This is a genomic window from Corynebacterium sp. HMSC05E07 (assembly GCF_001807225.1).
Classification (GTDB): domain Bacteria; phylum Actinomycetota; class Actinomycetes; order Mycobacteriales; family Mycobacteriaceae; genus Corynebacterium; species Corynebacterium singulare.
In genome coordinates, this window is the sequence record NZ_KV788275.1 from 12913 (window position 1) to 28988 (window position 16076).

15 protein-coding genes are annotated in these 16076 nt (G+C 58.6%); 5 read left to right on the forward strand and 10 right to left on the reverse strand.

Going from position 1 to position 16076, the window contains the following annotated elements:
* The first annotated feature begins 63 nt into the window (after nt 1–63).
* The gene (locus HMPREF3149_RS11605) at nt 64–1041 is read left to right on the forward strand and encodes an SLAC1 family transporter (protein WP_083280869.1); all 978 of its coding nucleotides are present in this window, start codon (nt 64–66) and stop codon (nt 1039–1041) included.
* 21 nt (nt 1042–1062) lie between these two features.
* Here the strand turns inward: HMPREF3149_RS11605 and HMPREF3149_RS11610 are convergent, their stop codons facing one another.
* Nucleotides 1063–1632 (reverse strand): META domain-containing protein, encoded by a 570-nt coding sequence (locus HMPREF3149_RS11610; RefSeq protein ID WP_070538330.1) that lies wholly within the window; start codon nt 1630–1632, stop codon nt 1063–1065.
* A gap of 230 nt (nt 1633–1862) precedes the next feature.
* The gene (locus tag HMPREF3149_RS11615; RefSeq protein WP_246820007.1) at nt 1863–2456 is read right to left on the reverse strand and encodes an META domain-containing protein; all 594 of its coding nucleotides are present in this window, start codon (nt 2454–2456) and stop codon (nt 1863–1865) included.
* Between the two features lie 106 nt (nt 2457–2562).
* Here HMPREF3149_RS11615 and HMPREF3149_RS11620 point away from each other — a divergent pair, with 106 nt between their 5' ends.
* Nucleotides 2563–2937, forward strand: coding sequence for a hypothetical protein (locus HMPREF3149_RS11620; RefSeq protein WP_070538335.1), 375 nt, complete (start codon nt 2563–2565; stop codon nt 2935–2937).
* On the opposite strand, the gene HMPREF3149_RS11625 is transcribed toward HMPREF3149_RS11620, so the two are convergent.
* The 4 genes from HMPREF3149_RS11625 to thrC are packed head-to-tail and all read right to left on the reverse strand — an operon-like array spanning nt 2916 to nt 5890.
* The gene (locus HMPREF3149_RS11625; protein ID WP_070538337.1) at nt 2916–3449 is read right to left on the reverse strand and encodes an NUDIX hydrolase; all 534 of its coding nucleotides are present in this window, start codon (nt 3447–3449) and stop codon (nt 2916–2918) included. The two genes, HMPREF3149_RS11620 and HMPREF3149_RS11625, sit on opposite strands and share 22 nt — an antisense overlap.
* Nucleotides 3450–3467: 18 nt before the next feature.
* Entirely contained in the window at nt 3468–4304 is an 837-nt protein-coding gene (locus HMPREF3149_RS11630) for a trypsin-like serine protease (protein WP_246820008.1), read from the reverse strand.
* The gene (locus HMPREF3149_RS13695; RefSeq protein WP_168162219.1) at nt 4297–4440 is read right to left on the reverse strand and encodes a hypothetical protein; all 144 of its coding nucleotides are present in this window, start codon (nt 4438–4440) and stop codon (nt 4297–4299) included. The genes HMPREF3149_RS11630 and HMPREF3149_RS13695 overlap by 8 nt, the downstream gene beginning before the upstream one ends.
* 4 nt (nt 4441–4444) lie before the next feature.
* Nucleotides 4445–5890 carry a threonine synthase gene (gene thrC, locus HMPREF3149_RS11635; protein WP_070538339.1) on the reverse strand — a complete coding sequence of 482 codons (1446 nt, stop codon included), beginning with the start codon at nt 5888–5890 and terminating at the stop codon, nt 4445–4447.
* 38 nt (nt 5891–5928) lie between these two features.
* Here thrC and HMPREF3149_RS11640 point away from each other — a divergent pair, with 38 nt between their 5' ends.
* Nucleotides 5929–7230, forward strand: a complete 1302-nt coding sequence (locus HMPREF3149_RS11640; RefSeq protein WP_070538341.1) for an MFS transporter — start codon at nt 5929–5931, stop codon at nt 7228–7230.
* A gap of 260 nt (nt 7231–7490) precedes the next feature.
* Here the strand turns inward: HMPREF3149_RS11640 and HMPREF3149_RS11645 are convergent, their stop codons facing one another.
* The 4 genes from HMPREF3149_RS11645 to HMPREF3149_RS11660 all read right to left on the reverse strand — a co-directional run bounded on the left by HMPREF3149_RS11645 (nt 7491) and on the right by HMPREF3149_RS11660 (nt 12832).
* Complete coding sequence (locus HMPREF3149_RS11645; protein ID WP_070538343.1) at nt 7491–7928, reverse strand: hypothetical protein; 438 nt, start codon at nt 7926–7928, stop codon at nt 7491–7493.
* A gap of 28 nt (nt 7929–7956) precedes the next feature.
* On the reverse strand, nt 7957–8274 hold the full coding sequence (locus HMPREF3149_RS11650; RefSeq protein WP_070538345.1) for a hypothetical protein: 318 nt from the start codon (nt 8272–8274) through the stop codon (nt 7957–7959).
* Nucleotides 8275–8427: 153 nt separating this feature from the next.
* The gene (locus HMPREF3149_RS11655; protein WP_070538347.1) at nt 8428–11487 is read right to left on the reverse strand and encodes a bifunctional [glutamine synthetase] adenylyltransferase/[glutamine synthetase]-adenylyl-L-tyrosine phosphorylase; all 3060 of its coding nucleotides are present in this window, start codon (nt 11485–11487) and stop codon (nt 8428–8430) included.
* Between the two features lie 7 nt (nt 11488–11494).
* A complete protein-coding gene (locus HMPREF3149_RS11660; RefSeq protein WP_042531702.1) occupies nt 11495–12832 on the reverse strand; it encodes a glutamine synthetase family protein in 1338 nt (445 codons plus the stop codon).
* Nucleotides 12833–13024: 192 nt separating this feature from the next.
* Here HMPREF3149_RS11660 and HMPREF3149_RS11665 point away from each other — a divergent pair, with 192 nt between their 5' ends.
* Together HMPREF3149_RS11665 and HMPREF3149_RS11670 are read left to right on the forward strand one after the other, a co-directional pair.
* Nucleotides 13025–14098: a DUF2786 domain-containing protein gene (locus HMPREF3149_RS11665; protein ID WP_070538349.1), complete on the forward strand. Its 1074-nt coding sequence runs from the start codon at nt 13025–13027 to the stop codon at nt 14096–14098.
* A 108-nt stretch (nt 14099–14206) separates the two neighbouring features.
* Nucleotides 14207–15931 (forward strand): CYTH and CHAD domain-containing protein, encoded by a 1725-nt coding sequence (locus HMPREF3149_RS11670; RefSeq protein WP_070538351.1) that lies wholly within the window; start codon nt 14207–14209, stop codon nt 15929–15931.
* Nucleotides 15932–16076: the final 145 nt, after the last annotated feature.

The window sequence follows — 16076 nt, forward strand, 5'->3', positions numbered from 1 at the left end:
CAGTGAAAACTCACCGCGCTTTTGGCCTTCAGGATGGGGCGTACAGGATCGAAAGAAACTACTATGCCATCTGTGACTGATAGATTCCGCCAATTGCCGCCGCCTGGCCCCGCGTGGGGAGGCAGCCTCATGGGTACGTCGATCGTCTCTCGCCTCCTCGTTGAGGACGGCATCATGATCGGCTCGGCACTTTTTGCGGGTATCGCCTGCGTCATCTTCTTGGTGCTCACGATTGGCTTTGCGCACTACCGTCAGCCCAGCTTCGCGCGCACCACGATGGCGGAGTGGTCGATGTACTTCATCGGCATTTTGGCGCTCGGCGCAGCGCTGTCGGGTCTGACAGGCATGCCGATTTTCCGTCTCGTCGGTTTCTGGATTGGTGCCCCCGTCACCGTCATCACATGGGCCATTCAGCTCACCCGCTTCGATGGAGAGCCCCGATTTACGTGGGGTTTGCCGCTGGTGGGCCCGATGATTTCCTCTTCCGTCGCCGGTTTCTGCGCCCGCGACTACGGCCAGATCTACCACGTCATGGGCACCGCCTTCTTTGCCATGTCGATTCTGACGGCGGTACCAACGTTCATCCGCGTCTACTGGGCCGCCTGGCACGGCAAGGTGAACCTCGAGGGCGCGAATTCCGCCACAGCCTGGGTGCCGCTCGGTGTGGTGGGACAGTCCACCACCGCCATGCAGATCCTCTACCCCGGTAAGTTCTCCGTGTACTACGGCCTCACCGCCATGGTGATTGCCATTCCCCTCGCGCTGTGGGCAATGGCAAAGTTCTACCCCAACATTGCTCGGTGGACCGAGTACACGCCAGCTTGGTGGGCGTGCACCTTCCCGCCGGGGACGGTGAGCATGGGAGGCCATCAAGTCGCGCTTGTCAACGGCTCTCAGCTTTTGGATCTCATCTCCCTAAGCCTGCCTATTTTGCTCATTGCTCACTGGACAGCGTGCTCCAGCCGCTTCGTCAGCTGGGCTATCGAAGGCCGCCGAATTGCTGAGAACGCAAAAGAAGGTGGCCAGCCCGTCGCGCGCTAGCCACCGTACAGTGCAGTTTATTTACTCCGCAGCTTTAACAAACTGAATGACCTGGCCCTGAGCGGCAAAGGCAATGGTCGAGTCATCAATGACGTAGACCTGCGGCTTGGTCATGACAAGATTGAATGCCCGTGCATCCTCCATGACGGACTGTTCGCAGCCCTTCGTCGTGGCCATGACGTCCTTCAATTCCACGGCGCCAGTCTTCTCATTGACCGTGTACGTTCCGCTGCCGCCATTGCAACCGTCATCAAGGCCAACGGTGCCGTCTTCCTGGAAGCCAATGCTGACATTCTTGTTCTTCTTGGCTTCAAACGGACCGTCGAGGAGAACCTTGGTGGCCTCGTCGGCGGAGAGTGGTTCCTTCAGGCCCTCGACATCGTCGATCTTTTCAACGAGGCCGGATCCCTTCTCATCATCTTGGCCGCCAAAGATCGTGGAGCTCAACTGTGCGAGCTGGCTGGAGCTGGAGCCGAAGGGATTGGTGGGGGCGGATTCCACAGCACCAGCAACGCCGGTGCCGAGAGAGCCACAGGTTAGTGCTGCTAGCGCGGTTGCAATGGTCGCATTCTTGAGTGTGTGTGTCATCATGGTTTCACCCTAACTAGCACCGCACTCACACCTCAAGGCTTTTGATGAGTTTGCGCGAGAACTTTATACTTTCTCCAAGGAAAGCATTTCCTCCTAGGCAGGCACTCCGCCGCAATTGATGGTCATCACCCGCGCTCTTCCGGTGCTCGTGATGGCCTAGCATGCTGCCCCTCATGGGGGCAGAAAAGAAGCGGCCAGCCTGTTTTAGGCCGACCGCTAGTGTCGAATTTTTACTTGCCCTCAGACTTGACAAACTGAATGACGATGCCCTGAGCGCCGAGAGCGTAAGTGGAATCGTCGACCGGGAAGACGACGGGCTTGATGTCCAGAATCGACTTGAAATCCTGGGCATCAGCCATCACCGACTCTTCACACGCCATCCTGGTTTCAGCGAGATTTTCAATGACGATAGCGTTGGTCTGATCAAAGTGGTAAGTGCCCGTGCCCTGATTGCAGCCGTCGTTGAAGGACAGGGTTCCGTCCTTGTCGAAGGTGATCGATATGGCATCGTTCTTCTTTGCCGTGAAGGTTCCTTCAATAGCCTTCTGTGCTTCATCGGCCGGAAGCAAATCCTTTAGACCCTCGACTTCCTCATACTTCTCAATGAGGCCGGAGCCCTGCTCGTCGCCCTTGTTGCCTTCCTGGCTGCCATCCTTGTGGTCTAGGATGGTGGAGCTCAACTTGTTGAGCTGGGCGGAGCTGGAGCCGAGGGGTCCGGTGGAGGTCGGCTCGGCCGCGCCGGCCGCGCCGGTGCCGAGAGCACTTCCGGTCAGCGCGACAAAGGCGGTGGCAATGGTTGCTTTCTTCAGTGCGTGTGTCATCATGGCCCCACCATAAGAATGACGCAGTCCACACATCAAGCACATTCATGAGCCTCTGCTAATACTTTATAATTCCCCCAAGGAAACTACCTTCATCCCCAGGTTTGCCATGACGCCCCCAGTAACCTTCATTGCCCTCGACCACGCCAACGTTGACGCTGTGCGGGAGGTGCTCGGGGGCTTCCCGCGCGAGGGCATCTACCTGCGCCGCGGTCAGCTCCTGCTGGAGACCTCCTACTTGGGGCCAGGTGCGCGGGATGTCTACGCCACTGCGTGGAGCTATGCGCTTGGCGACGTCCCCCTCTTCCTCACCCTCTCCTCCCACGGGCGCCTGCTGATAACGGTGGCGGAGCGGGTCATCGTGGGCGTCGACAAGCACAGCCCCTGGATTACTAAGGAAGAACTGGAAGAGTCCATCGTGGATGGTGAGGTCATTGTCGTCACCGAATCTGCGGAGCTGGCTTACTGGTTACGCTTGACGTAACCCATCCGCGGGCGAAAACCCTGGGGGTGTTTCATCTGCGCTACCGCATCGCCGATGATCATGCGGTGGCGAGCACTGACGGACGTTGGCATCTGCGCCACGGAAAACCACTGCGCATCGAGATTTTCGTCGTCTGACACGACAGGCTCGGTATCATCCGGAACGGACACGCGGATAGCGGTATCCATAAACATGCACTGATCCCCGTTGGGAAAGGTCACGGGCCCAACCTGGCCCACACCGAGGAGGGCTTCAATGCGCCCATCGATGCCGATTTCTTCCTTAACCTCCCGCAGCGCCGTCGTAGTGATCTCCTCCCCCGGCTCACAAATACCGGAGACCGGAGCCCAGTTTCCGTTATCAGCGCGTTGGGCCAAGAGCACCGACGGCAGCTCCCAGATAGCTGAGCCAGTTGGTACCGCACGCACGATCACCGCGGTGACGGCGGGAAGAAAAAGCTGGTCGTGGCCAATTTTCTCACGCAGGGACAGAATATACTCAGGAGTGGGCATGGACCTTATCCTACTGGGTCACAGGTTGTCCAGAATCTCCGGGAGGACTGCTTCGATGTCCGCGGCCACCGTGAAGGACATTTCGGCGCCAGCACCGTTCGCACAATCAACGCCATCGATGTCCGCATCCGTCGTGCCCGATAGCACCCCCACGATGACACCTTCCTGTGGGATCCCTGGTGCACCGTACACCGGCGCACCGGAGTCGCCGCGGGCCGAGCAGGCTTGCGCCCGCGCAGAAACGGTATCCACCGTGCGCTCAGCATAGGTGAGCTTGCCAGGACCTTCGCGGTGCGTTAGTTGCCCGCAGGTCTCTCCTGTGATGCGCCCTAGCTTGCACACCTCCGCAGGCAAGGCACTCTCCCCCGCCGCAGCTACGGAGGTGGGCATGTCCTGTGGGGAGTAGAACTCCGCCTGACGGGAGATCTCTACGAGGGCGAAGTCCAGCCCATGCGTGTCTGGGGCAGACAAGTCCGAATAGATAATACTGCCCACCGGATCGGCAGGGTACGTAAACTCCCCCTCCGCATTGCCGGCCCACACCGTATCGCCGGGCTCGCCGCAATGGGAAGCGGTGACGGCGATCGTGCGGGCGTCATCAAGCACAAAGCTCCAGGCCACCGTGCACAGGTTGAAATCAAAGTTCTCACCGGGCACGGGCTCACGGGAGCTGACGTCCAGGGCGGTACCTGGAGGAACCGGCGACGAGCTCGGGCTTTCTGCCCGTGGTGTCGACGGCACAACGGTTGTGTACGGGGCGCTGCCTGCCTCGGAGTAGTTATCCTCCGCAGGTACGCAGGCCGCCACCCCCAGGCTCATGGCGCACACCACGCCGAGGAGGAAACGCCTAGTCATCCTGCTCTGGGCTAGCCTCTTCCGCCTTCGAGTTCTTCTCTTTCTCCATCTCCGCAACCTGCTTCATGTCACGGATAAACTTCTCCGGGTCAAACTCGGTGAAGTATTCCGGGCCTGAAAATTGCTCTTGTCCCATGGGTTTAGACCTCCGTGCTGCTAATCGACGCCGTAATGTAATCCTTCACCGCACCTGCGTCATTGGGCAAGTCCTTGACGTGGCGCTCGGCGTCCATGATGCCCGCGAAACGCTCGGGGACATCCGGCTCGGTACCGATGGCCTCCGCGATGGTCTCAGAGAACTTCACCGGCAGGGCAGTTTCCAAGCACACGATGGGGCTCTCTACGCCATGTTCATCCTTGACCGCGCGGGCCACCTTGATGCCATCGGCGGTGTGCGGATCAACAAGGACGTCATACTTCTCGTGCACATCCTTGATGGTGGCGAGGCGATCAGCATGTGTGGAAGCGCCGGACAGGAAGCCATACTCCTGGCGCGCAGCGTCGAGAGCATCCTTGTCCACGCTAAAACCGCCCTCCTTGACCTTCACGCCGAAGAGCTCGCCGACCTGGGCGGCATCGCGGCCCAGCAGGTCGAAGACAAAGCGCTCGAAGTTGGAGGCGCGGGAAATATCCATGGACGGCGAGGAAGTCTTGTGTGTCTGCGCAGAAGAGCGCGGGCGATAGCTGCCGGTGCGGAAGAACTCATCGAGGACGTCATTCTCATTCGTCGCGACAATGAGGCGGTCAATGGGCAAGCCCATCTGGCGAGCGATATGGCCCGCGCAAATGTCGCCGAAGTTGCCGGTGGGCACGCTGAAGGAAACCTTCTGGGCATTCTCCGTGGTGACCTTGAGGTAGCAGTTGATGTAGTAGACAATCTGCGCCATGAGGCGAGCCCAATTGATGGAGTTCACGGCACCAATGCGGTGCTGCGCCTTGAAGTTGGCATCGGACGACACAGCCTTGACTACGTCCTGGCAGTCGTCGAAGACCCCGTCGAGGGCGATGTTGAAGATATTCGGGTCATCGAGCCCAAACATCTGTGCCTGCTGGAACGGCGTCATCCGCCCAGCCGGGGTCAGCATGAAGACGCGGATACCATGGCGGCCACGCATGGCATATTCAGCAGAGGAGCCGGTATCGCCCGAGGTAGCGCCCAGGATGTTGAGTGTTTCACCGCGGCGTGCCAGCTCGTACTCGAAGAGCTCACCGAGCATCTGCATGGCCATGTCCTTGAAGGCGGCTGTGGGGCCTTCCGAGAGGTGACCGATGTACAGTCCCTCCCCCAGCTCGCTGACGGGGACGATCTCCTCATGGGCAAACTTGGGGTAAGTGTAAGCGCGTTGCGCAATGCCCTCGAGGTCATCCTTCGGGATGTCATCCACGAAGAGCTTCAGCACCTCTGCGGCCAGCGCCGCGTAGCCGCCCTCCGCGAGCGTCTGACGCCACGCGGTCAGGGTGGCATCATCGATACGGGGATAGGATTCCGGCAGGTACAGGCCTCCGTCAGGAGCCAAACCTCCGAGGAGGATGTCCGTAAAGGAGGCCGGCTGGCGGTCGGTGTCTCGGGTCGAAATGTACTTCACCCCCTGCATCTTAGTGGGTGCGGCGTAAAGTATCAGCCATGTCAGCCCCTCATCCTCGCGAAGTCATCACTACCAAAGCTCTCTCTGTTTGGGTAGCAGCCATGCTGGTCTACATCGTGGCGATGACCGGGCGCACATCCTTTGGCGTGGCCGGGCTGGAAGCCATCGACCGCTTCGAAGTGGACGCCTCACGCATTGCGGTGTTTACCTCGGTTCAGCTGGGCGTCTACGCCCTCGCACAAATCCCCACCGGCATGCTCATTGATAAATTCGGTCCGCGCCGCCTGCTTGTTATCGGCTCGGTCATCATGGGCCTAGGCCAAGTTGTGTTGGGTTTTACCACGAACTACTGGGTGGCCATCGCTGCCCGCATATTAATCGGTGCGGGCGATGCCACCGCCTTCCTGTCAGTAATGCGCATCCTCCCTTACTGGTTCCCACTGCACCGCACCCCCATGTTTACCCAGGTGACCTCCTCGCTAGGTCAGCTGGGCCAATTCATGTCCGCCATCCCATTCTCCCTCGTTCTGGGCTGGGCCGGATGGACCACGGCGTTTGTCACGCTGGGCGCGGTGGGCATCCTCATCGCTGTGGCTGCCGCGGTAGCGGTGGCGGACTCTCCGGAATCCCTCGGCATTGTTAAGACTCCAAAAGAACGCCCCAATTCTGGGTCCCACGGTCTTGGCTCGCTGCTAGCCACCGTGCTGCGCTCCCCAGTAGCCTGGCAGGCCTTCTTCATCCACTGGGTAGGCTTGGCAGCCACTAATGTTTTCGTCATGCTGTGGGGTATGCCGATGATGACGGCTGGCCTGGGCTTTTCCAAGACGGAAGCCGGCTGGGTTCTGACGTGGTTTAGCGTATGCATGGTTCTGGTCGGCCCTCTGCACGGCAAGCTCTCCTCACGGGCAAGCGGGTACCGCCCATGGCTTACCCTCAGCTTCGTCGCTGTCCATATCGCGGTGTGGGTCGTCTTCTTCCTCGCCGGCGGAAGCTACCTGTCCCTGTTCATCCTCATCAGCTTGGTCTCCCTGTGCACGCCGGTGGCGAATTATGGGTTCGACATTGTGCGCGAAAACCTCGAGCGCAGCGTTGTCGCCACCGCAACCGGTTTGGGCAATATGGGTGGGTTCATTTCCTCTATGCTGGGTGCGCAGCTTTTCGGCGTGTTTCTGGACCACTTGGGCCATGGCCCTGCGTATCCCATGCATGATTTCCGCCTAGCTGCCTGGGCAGTGCTGGGCGTGTGGGGCGTGGGCATCGTGGGCGTCATCATCACCCATATCCTGCGCAGACGGGGTGGCGACACGCGCCCGCGCACCACCATCGTGCAGGTGGGCTAGCCCCAGGGCAGCGTGTTGATCTGCATCTCCAGGGGCACCCCATTTGCCACCGCAAACATCCCTAATCCCCCACCGATGGGAACGAGGATGGCGAGGCTGACCCCGCATACCGTCCGCAGGAGCTCTCGTAACCGTCGACGTTTCTCCATCTCAACGCACCACCTTTACCGTTTCGTTATGTGTGCGTTTGAGACTAAGCACCCCGCCTGCCAGCACCATGCCGGGTCTCTGCCGAGTCTCTGCCAGTCGCTGCGCGCTCTCTAATCTGCTGGGGTAGATTCTGCGATGATGGGCCCCATCGCTGGGGTAACAATGCCGGCGTCGAAGGCGGCAAGAGTGCCTGCAGCATCGTCCTTTGTGATGGTCCCGCTCTCTACGGCCTTTTTCAGCTCTCCTTGCAGGACCTGGCGGGAGCGGTAAACATCAGTCGACACCGACAGGATGCCACGTGGCACCGACTCCGCAGGAATTCCGAGCGCTTCTGCTAGCGCCACAATGCGGTCTTTCTCCGCTGAATCCGCATTCACATTGACCGACTGGTCTTGGGGCACGCCGCCGTTAACAACGTCCTGCACTGTCAAAAAATCCTCCGGGGTATGTTGCCGCTCAGTAAACCACCAGCCAACACCAACAACCGCTAGGACTGCGAGCACCACCACAATCCACACGGCGATTATTTGCTTGGACTTCACGCCCATCACTCTAATGCGCCCTCGTTCCTACGGTTTAATCCATATCAGGGCCAAAAGTTCCGAAGGAACTTCCGCGCGGTGGGTACGGCGGATCTAGACGCTCAGAAAGTGCATCAATGATCGAGCGAATGGTGCTTTCTGCCACTGGGCGATCCATGCCGGTGCGTGGGCGCCTCTCCGGCTGCGGTTCCACTGGGCGCACGCGCGGCTTATCGACGTCCACCCGCATCACCGTTCCTTCCACGCTGAGCTCCGCCTTCGGATCGCTGTGAGCGGCACGCGCTGCAGCGAGGAATGCTTCAAGGTCAGCCAGCGTAGCACCGGCAAGGTCGAGAGAAAGGTTTAAGCTCATGGTCTGGTAATCCTTCGGTTTGGGAGGGGCACTGCGGAGAAGGGAAAACCTTTCATTCCGTTTGCTCCTCAGAGTATCGCTTTCGCACGGGAAAGAACAGGGTTTAGCAGCAAGTTCAGGGATAACCCTGAGATCTGAATCTTGTTGTTCTCATTAATCGTGTTCAAAGGATTCCGTTTCTCCCCAGAACACCTCATCCACCACCTTGCGGGCATGGCGAGTGACTTTGAGATAGTGCTCGAGAAATTCCTGGTTATTCTCCGGCGCCCAGCCGGATGCACCGGCGACCTGAGCTAGCTGTGGGCCGGGTGCTGGAAGCTGGTCTACGCGTTTGCCACGCACGAGGACGAGTGCATTTCGTGCGTCAGTGGCCAACAGCCACGCCTCACGTAGGTCCTGGACGTGTGAAGCAGGAATAACCTCATGCTCCTCCAGCGCATCCAACACGCGGAGCGTGGACGGATCATGCAGTTCCGGCACTTCGTGAGCATGCATCATTTGCAAGAGCTGCACGGTCCACTCAATATCGGTGAGGCCTCCACGGCCCAGTTTGGTGTGGGTATTACGGTCTGCGCCACGAGGCAGGCGCTCATTATCAACCCGCGCTTTCATCCTGCGTATATCCCGCAGAGTCTTTTCACTCGCGCCATCTGCTGGGTAGCGGAATCCATCAATCATGGTCATAAACTGCTCGCCCACCTCCTTGTCGCCAGCGACAAAGGCAGCGCGCAAGAGGGCCTGCATCTCCCAGGACTCACCCCAGCGGGAGTAGTAACGCTCATAGGACTCAATCGAGCGCACGACAGCTCCCGAGCGCCCTTCAGGGCGCAGACCCAAGTCAACGTCCAATGGTGGGTCACCGGACGGCTTGGCCAAGCGGCGACGCAGCTTATCAATGATGCTGATTGCCCACGAGATCGCAGCCGATTCCTCAACGCCCTCCGTCGGCTCGGCCACAACAATGACGTCAGCATCCGAACCAAATCCCAGCTCCATGCCACCGAGACGCCCCATGCCAATCACCGCGATGCGCGCCGGCGGCTCAGCATCCTCTTCCGCAAGGCGCCAAGCACGAACTTCGGCCCGCAACGCGGCCTCCAAAACGGCATTCCAGATGGTGGAAAGCTCGTGGCATACCTGTTGTACAGGAAGGAATCCCAGCAAGTCTGCCGACGCAATGCGGGCAAGCTCCACGCGACGCAATGACCGTGCCACTGCCACGGCTTTATCTGGGTTGGCATGACGTTTCGTTGAGTTGATGAGTGCTGAGGAGACCTGCTCCGGCTTGGTCTCCAACAGCTTCGGCCCCGCCGCACCGTCAGAGAGCTGTTTCACCACATCAGGGGCCTTGATGATGAGCTCCGACGTAAACGGCGAGGTGCCCAAGATCTTCATGAGACGCTGGCCCACCACGCCCTCATCACGGAGCATGCGGAGGAACCAATTCCTGTCATAGGCAGCCTCCGACAACTTCCGGTAGTTCAGCAGGCCCATGTCAGGGTCTGCCGTGAAGGAAAGCCATTCCATCAGTGTAGGAAGCAAAATAGCTTGGATGCGCGCCTTGCGTGAGCTTCCCGCGGCGAGCGAGGTGAGGTGCTCGAAGGCACGGTCAGGGTGGCGATACCCCAAGGCCGCCAGCTGTAGGAGCGCGGCCTCGCGGGAGAGCTTGAGCTCATCTGCAGACATCGACGCCACGGAGTTAAGAAGCGGCCGGTAGAACAGGCGCGAGTGCAATTCCGAAATCAGCACACGAATTTTACGCAGGTGCTCGTTCATCCTGTCTGCGGCTGATTGCTGCCCTTGGGAGTGGAAGCCTGCATTGAGGGCTAGCCACTTCAGCGCGCTGGCATCATCACTGGCCGGCATAGTGTGGGTGCGGCGGAAGCGCTCCAACTGCAAGCGGTGTTCCAGCAAGCGCAGGAATTCATAAGCCTCAATGAGCTGGGTACCGTCTTCACGGCCCACGTAGCCCGCGCGTACGAGAGCGGCAAGTGCATCCACCGTAGCGAGTGTGCGAAGAGTGTCATCGGAGCGCCCATGGACGAGCTGAAGCAACTGCACCGCGAATTCGACATCACGTAATCCACCCTCACCGAGCTTAAGCTCACGGTGACGCATATCTTCCGGCACGTTATCGAGGACACGGCGACGCATGGCCTGCACATCCTCAACAAATGACTCACGCTGCGAAGCAGTCCACACCATGGGGCCGATGTTGTCCACATAGTCCTTACCCAACGGCATGTATCCCGTCTGGGGGCGGGCCTTGAGCTGTGCTTGAAACTCCCAGGTTTCTGCCCACCGCTTGTAGTACGCAATATGCGAATCCAAGGTACGCACCAAGGCGCCAGACTTTCCTTCGGGACGAAGGTTTGCATCGACCTCGAAGAAACACGCTGAACCGATTCGGTTAAATTCTGAAGCTAGTCGGGTTACTCGCGGTGTGGCCTCCGAGCCGACGAAAAGGACGTCGACGTCTGAAATGTAATTGAGCTCGCCAGCACCACACTTGCCCATTGCGATCACTGATAACTGGGCATCGAGTGAGTCATCGCCGTAGACAACGCGCACCGCGCTTGCCAGGGCGGCCGTCAGTGCTGCGTCTGCAAGTGCCGTTGTCAGCCTGGTCACCTCGCGGAATCCAACGCGCGGCTGTGGCCGCGACTGTCCTTTTCGAGAATGAAATGTTCCTGCCAGGTCGTGGGCAGCAATGCGCATCATCAGCGTGCGGTAGACCGTCTTGAGCTGTGCTTTGTGCTCCCCCGCTTCCGCGCGGTACGTACCCGGCGTGGTGAGATCCTCGCTGGCAGTATCGGGACGATCCGGTTGCTCAGCAAACGTTGCCGGCTCTGCGCCAATCGTAGTGAGCAGCGTATGCAGCATTTCCGTGGGAGTAGGCAACGCCCGCTGCAGTTCTTGCCACGTGCCGGGGTTTGCGGCGAGATGATCTCCAAAAGCCGAAGAACCTCCGAGCAGAGCGATGAGTCGCACTCGGAATGTCTCATCTTCTCGCAGTGCCGGGCCAATCTCAGGAGCGCCGTCAAAGACCCTCATGAGGGTATTCAAGGCCAAGTCTGGGTCACCGGCAGCCGCCAGTGTCCACAACAAATCCAAAGAGTCAGCGTTGTCCCAGCCTAAGCGGGCAAGGTCCTCCCCTGCGGTCGGTCTGGTCAGCCCGAGAGTTGCTGGTGACGGTACTGATGCAGGACGCATGCTTCTCCTAGAAGTTCAGGTTGTGGCGAAGTTCAAAAGCCGTGATCTGCTGCTGGTACTCGTGCCATTCATCCCACTTGGAGCGCAGGAAGTATTCAAAGACGTGCTCTCCCAGAACTTCCGCCATAAACTCAGAACGCTCAAACTCACGAAGCGCCTGATCCAAGCTCATCGGCAGATCCTTATAGCCCATCGCACGGCGTTCCCGGCGCGTCAGCTGGTGGACGTCATCCTCTGCAGGATCACCAAGCTCGTAGCCTTCCTTGATACCCCGCAGACCGGCGGCAAGAAGAACCGCATAACCCAAGTAGGGGTTCATCGCGGAATCCAAAGAACGAATCTCTACCCGGCGAGACATCTCTTTGGAGAGCCGATACGTAGGAACACGGACGAGCGCGGAGCGATTCGACACGCCCCAAGTCACGGAACCCGGCGCCTCGCTACCGAACATGAGCCGCTTGTAGGAGTTCGTCCATTGGTTAGTGATTGCCGTCATTTCGACAGCGTGCTCGAGGATGCCAGCGATGAACTGCTTCGCAGTCTCCGAAAGGGAGAACTCATCATCCGGGTCGTGGAACGCATTCGAGTCCCCTTCAAAGAGACTCAGGTGCGTGTGCATACCGGAACCCGAGCGATGCTCAAACGGCTTGGGCATGAAGGTGGCGTGAACGCCCTGTTGCGAAGCGACCTCCTTAATGACGTAGCGGAAGGTCATAATATTGTCCGCCATCGCTAGTACGTCTGCGTGCCTCAAGTCGATTTCCTGCTGCCCAGGAGAGGTTTCATGGTGACTAAATTCCGTGGCGATGCCCATAGACTCCAGTGCGTACATGGAGCGCCGACGGAAGCTCGGCGCATTGTCATGAGTCGCTTGGTCAAAGTACCCGCCATTGTCGGTGGCAACCAACCTGTTAATGTCCCGGGCATCCTCGAGAAGGTAGAACTCCACTTCAGGCGATGCCATACACGTGAATCCTTCATTTGCAGCCTCAGTGACCTGTCGTCGCAAAATGTGTCGCGGGTCCACCATCGAGGGCTGACCATCAGGCTGCGCGATATCGCAGAACATCCGTGCCGACAGCAGCTCAGGTTCATCCTTGTCGAAAGGCATGATCTGGAACGTCGACGGATCTGGCATCGCAATGGTGTCAGCCTCAGAAATGCGGGAGAAACCTTCGACTGATGAACCATCGAAGCCAACGCCTTCTTCAAATGCAGATTCCAATTCGGAGGGGCTCATCACCACGGACTTCAATGCGCCCAGGATGTCGGTAAACCACAGACGAATAAAGCGGATATCGCGTTCTTCTACTGTGCGGAGGACGAATTCGTGTTGGCTGTTCATGCTTTAAACCCTACCGGCGGTCAGTACACCCCAGCCGAAAGTCATCAGGATTGCCCCCGCATCGCTGTTCGTTACCCCTGCTCGCAAGAGTATCTCGGGGGCAAGAATTTTCTAACCCAGGGACTTATGTCGAAGCAACATGCTTGAATGGCCACACAAGCGAACATTTGTACCAACCACAAAAGGATAGTCATGAACTCTTACCACTCAGCACTCAGTGACCGAGGCATCGATCTCGTTATTGTCGCCGCGCAACAGGGGTGGTCTCCCGCAGATCTACTCCACGTCCTAGGCAAATACTGCTACCCCATCGTTTACCGTGCCGCTGGGCGTGTACCAGCCCAAATCACCTCTACGGTTCTACGCAAGGAATGGCTAACCCTCGAACCACCCACGTCCATGAGCATGACCACTACCGAGCTCGAACAGTTCATTACAGAAATCATGAGGCTGCCTCGGTTAAGGGACGTTGACGCTTTGATTGATGAGTCGAGCGCTCAACAACCGCGTAGAACCAAAGAAGCCAAGGTGCGCACAAGAATCACTAATCTCCTCAAGAAGGCCGAATCGACGCCTTACGAAGAGGAAGCGAGCGCGCTTATTGCTAAGGCTCAGAGCCTTCAGCAACGACACCGAATGGAAGAGATTGACAGTAATGATGCAGCTGAGTTCGTGTCCAGGCGGGTTCACATCAGTGCTCCCTACATCAACCACAAGTCGACATTGCTCAGTGTTATCGCTGATAGAAACGGCTGTTCCGCGTTGCAGATTCACCCTAAAGGAATCATCACCATTTTCGGAACCGAGGGCGATCTTCGACATGTGCTCGATCTCTTCCGGTCTCTGCAGCGCCAATGTGATTGGCACATGCGCCATGGGGAGCATGCCGAGAATGCCCAGAAACTCGGCAACCTCGCGAGTTACCGCCGCAGCTTCATCCTGTCGTACGCGTCTCGGATCGGCGAGCTTCTCGATGAGGCTAACAAGACATTCGCACCCCATGAGCCTAGAGAAACAGACCTCAAGGATTCTGCCCACCAGGATGACCCCCACGCATTGGCACTCACCAACCGGGCCTTCAATGCATTGGATCAGCGCCGGCTAGACGCTGAAGCAGCCCGAGACCGACACTTCCCAAATGCGCGGACAATATCGCTGGCTATGGGCAGCCGCGCGGGCATGTCCGCTGGGGCCTCCGCTGCAGAAAAATCTCATCTTAACGGCGATTCCTCTGGAGTGGACGGACGCCGACAACTAACACGCTAGGCAACCACTCCAACCCCGTATAGCCCTGTGGCCAGGTAAACTATGTAGCGATATAAGGGCATTTCCTGCTCTTTGAGAAAGTTTCCTCCTCCCGACGAAGGTGTGTGTATGTCTCCCAAGACGTTCCTAGAAGTCGAAGCAAAGTTCGCCGTGGATGAATCCACGCCGGTGCCTGATCTCACCCAGCTCGAAGAGGTCGCCCGGGTAGCGGAAACTCGTCATCACTCAATGTCAGCGATTTACTACGACACTGCGGATCTTCGACTCACTCATGCCAAGATCACTCTGCGCCGCCGTACAGGCGGTAATGATGATGGATGGCACATCAAGATCCCGGGTGAGGCGGGACGTACAGAAATTCGTGCTGAATTGGGCGAGCCTGTTGACGGCCGCTATGAGGTTCCGGCAGAGCTCATCCACGAAGTGCGCTCGGTGGTCCGCAATCACTCTTTGGAGCCCATTGCACAGGTGGATAACAACCGTACGGAATTGCTCTTGGTCGACACAGCTGATCAGCCGGTCGCTGAGTTCTGCGATGACCACGTCACCGCCTTCTCGTTCCTACCGGGCGGCTCCCAGTGTGTATGGCGCGAGTGGGAGGTCGAGCTCGCAGGGGAACTTCCCGCCACCAAGGAGGGCGGCTCTTTCCTGCGCCACGCCACATCCCTACTCATCAGCTCTGGTGCTCGCGTATCGTCCTCACCTTCCAAGCTGAAGTCGGCCCTGGGGGACTCCATCAACAACGTGGAGCTGCCGCCGGCACTCGCCGTATCGAATGTTGAACCGGACTCCCCCGCCGCAGCCGTCGTCAATGCACTCAAAGCAAACCGTGACAAGCTCGTGGAGTATGACCCTCGAGTTCGCCGCGATGAGTGGGATTCCGTGCACCAGATGCGCGTTGCTACGCGTGAGCTTCGCAGCCACCTTCAGACCTTCCACGGCATTGTGGTGGGTCCGGAGATTAAGCGTCTGGAATCTGATCTCAAGGAACTCGCCAGCATGCTGGGCGTAGCCCGCGATGCAGAGGTTGTCGAAGAACGCTGGCAGAACCTCCTCGCGTCGGAGGACTCTGACGTGTTGGATGATGCAACCCGTGAGCACATTTCACACGACATGGGCCGTGACTACCGCCGTGCTCACCGTCGCGTTATCGCTGCACTCGATTCTGATCAGTACCTCGATCTGCTTGACGCCCTTGACGCCTTCTTGGCGAACCCTCCGGTTGCTCGTGAGGACGACGAGCGCGACGAAGCTGAGACTGATGCAAGCGTTGAGGTGGGCCCTGAGGCACAGGAGTCCGCTGACAATCAGGAAGGCCAGGGGTCTCAGGACGAGCCGAAGACTAAGACCAAGCACTCCAAGACTGAGGATAAGGAGCATCATGACCTCGATACTGTCATGGCTTTGCACCTCAACGAGGCATACGACAAGTTGGTAAAGCGCCACAAGAAGGCGGTGAAGAACTGGGACAACTCCGAGTTGTCGCTGCATGAGCGCGAGGAATATTTCCACGACATGCGCAAGGCTGCTAAGAAGCTGCGTTATGCTGCGGAGGCTGCAGGTTCGGCTACCAATCTCAAGACCAAGAACCTGTACAAGGCGTGCAAGCAGATGCAGTCGGTGTTGGGTGACTTTCAGGACTCAGTAACATCCCGTGACAAGCTCATCGAGCTGGCTGAGACTGCTCGTCGGCGCGGCGAGGATACCTTTGGTTACGGCCTTCTCTACCAGCGAGAGCGCGCCATTGGTCTGGAGGCGCTCGATGCCTACGCCGAGAGCTTCAAGGCGATTAAGGCGGCGTTTAAGCCGCTGCGCAAGAAGCTGCGAAAGTAACGCCGCTCGATAATCCGCTTTAAGCAGGCCCGTGAGACGTGGTTGACCCCGCTGCTTCCTTCATTAGGTGCACTAAGCGCCTACCTGATGGAGAGCAGCGGGGTCAGGTGTTTGTCAGTAGTGACGCCTGTGGCAGTGGCGCCTG

What these genes read in the sequence shown, in the direction of transcription:
- HMPREF3149_RS11605 (WP_083280869.1), top strand. Translation starts at nt 64, where the DNA reads ATGCCATCTGTGACTGATAGATTCCGCCAATTGCCGCCGCCTGGCCCC.
- HMPREF3149_RS11610 (WP_070538330.1), bottom strand. Translation starts at nt 1,632, where the DNA reads ATGATGACACACACACTCAAGAATGCGACCATTGCAACCGCGCTAGCA.
- HMPREF3149_RS11615 (WP_246820007.1), bottom strand. Translation starts at nt 2,456, where the DNA reads ATGATGACACACGCACTGAAGAAAGCAACCATTGCCACCGCCTTTGTC.
- HMPREF3149_RS11620 (WP_070538335.1), top strand. Translation starts at nt 2,563, where the DNA reads ATGACGCCCCCAGTAACCTTCATTGCCCTCGACCACGCCAACGTTGAC.
- HMPREF3149_RS11625 (WP_070538337.1), bottom strand. Translation starts at nt 3,449, where the DNA reads ATGCCCACTCCTGAGTATATTCTGTCCCTGCGTGAGAAAATTGGCCAC.
- HMPREF3149_RS11630 (WP_246820008.1), bottom strand. Translation starts at nt 4,304, where the DNA reads ATGACTAGGCGTTTCCTCCTCGGCGTGGTGTGCGCCATGAGCCTGGGG.
- HMPREF3149_RS13695 (WP_168162219.1), bottom strand. Translation starts at nt 4,440, where the DNA reads ATGGGACAAGAGCAATTTTCAGGCCCGGAATACTTCACCGAGTTTGAC.
- HMPREF3149_RS11640 (WP_070538341.1), top strand. Translation starts at nt 5,929, where the DNA reads ATGTCAGCCCCTCATCCTCGCGAAGTCATCACTACCAAAGCTCTCTCT.
- HMPREF3149_RS11645 (WP_070538343.1), bottom strand. Translation starts at nt 7,928, where the DNA reads ATGGGCGTGAAGTCCAAGCAAATAATCGCCGTGTGGATTGTGGTGGTG.
- HMPREF3149_RS11650 (WP_070538345.1), bottom strand. Translation starts at nt 8,274, where the DNA reads ATGAGCTTAAACCTTTCTCTCGACCTTGCCGGTGCTACGCTGGCTGAC.
- HMPREF3149_RS11655 (WP_070538347.1), bottom strand. Translation starts at nt 11,487, where the DNA reads ATGCGTCCTGCATCAGTACCGTCACCAGCAACTCTCGGGCTGACCAGA.
- HMPREF3149_RS11660 (WP_042531702.1), bottom strand. Translation starts at nt 12,832, where the DNA reads ATGAACAGCCAACACGAATTCGTCCTCCGCACAGTAGAAGAACGCGAT.
- HMPREF3149_RS11665 (WP_070538349.1), top strand. Translation starts at nt 13,025, where the DNA reads ATGAACTCTTACCACTCAGCACTCAGTGACCGAGGCATCGATCTCGTT.
- HMPREF3149_RS11670 (WP_070538351.1), top strand. Translation starts at nt 14,207, where the DNA reads ATGTCTCCCAAGACGTTCCTAGAAGTCGAAGCAAAGTTCGCCGTGGAT.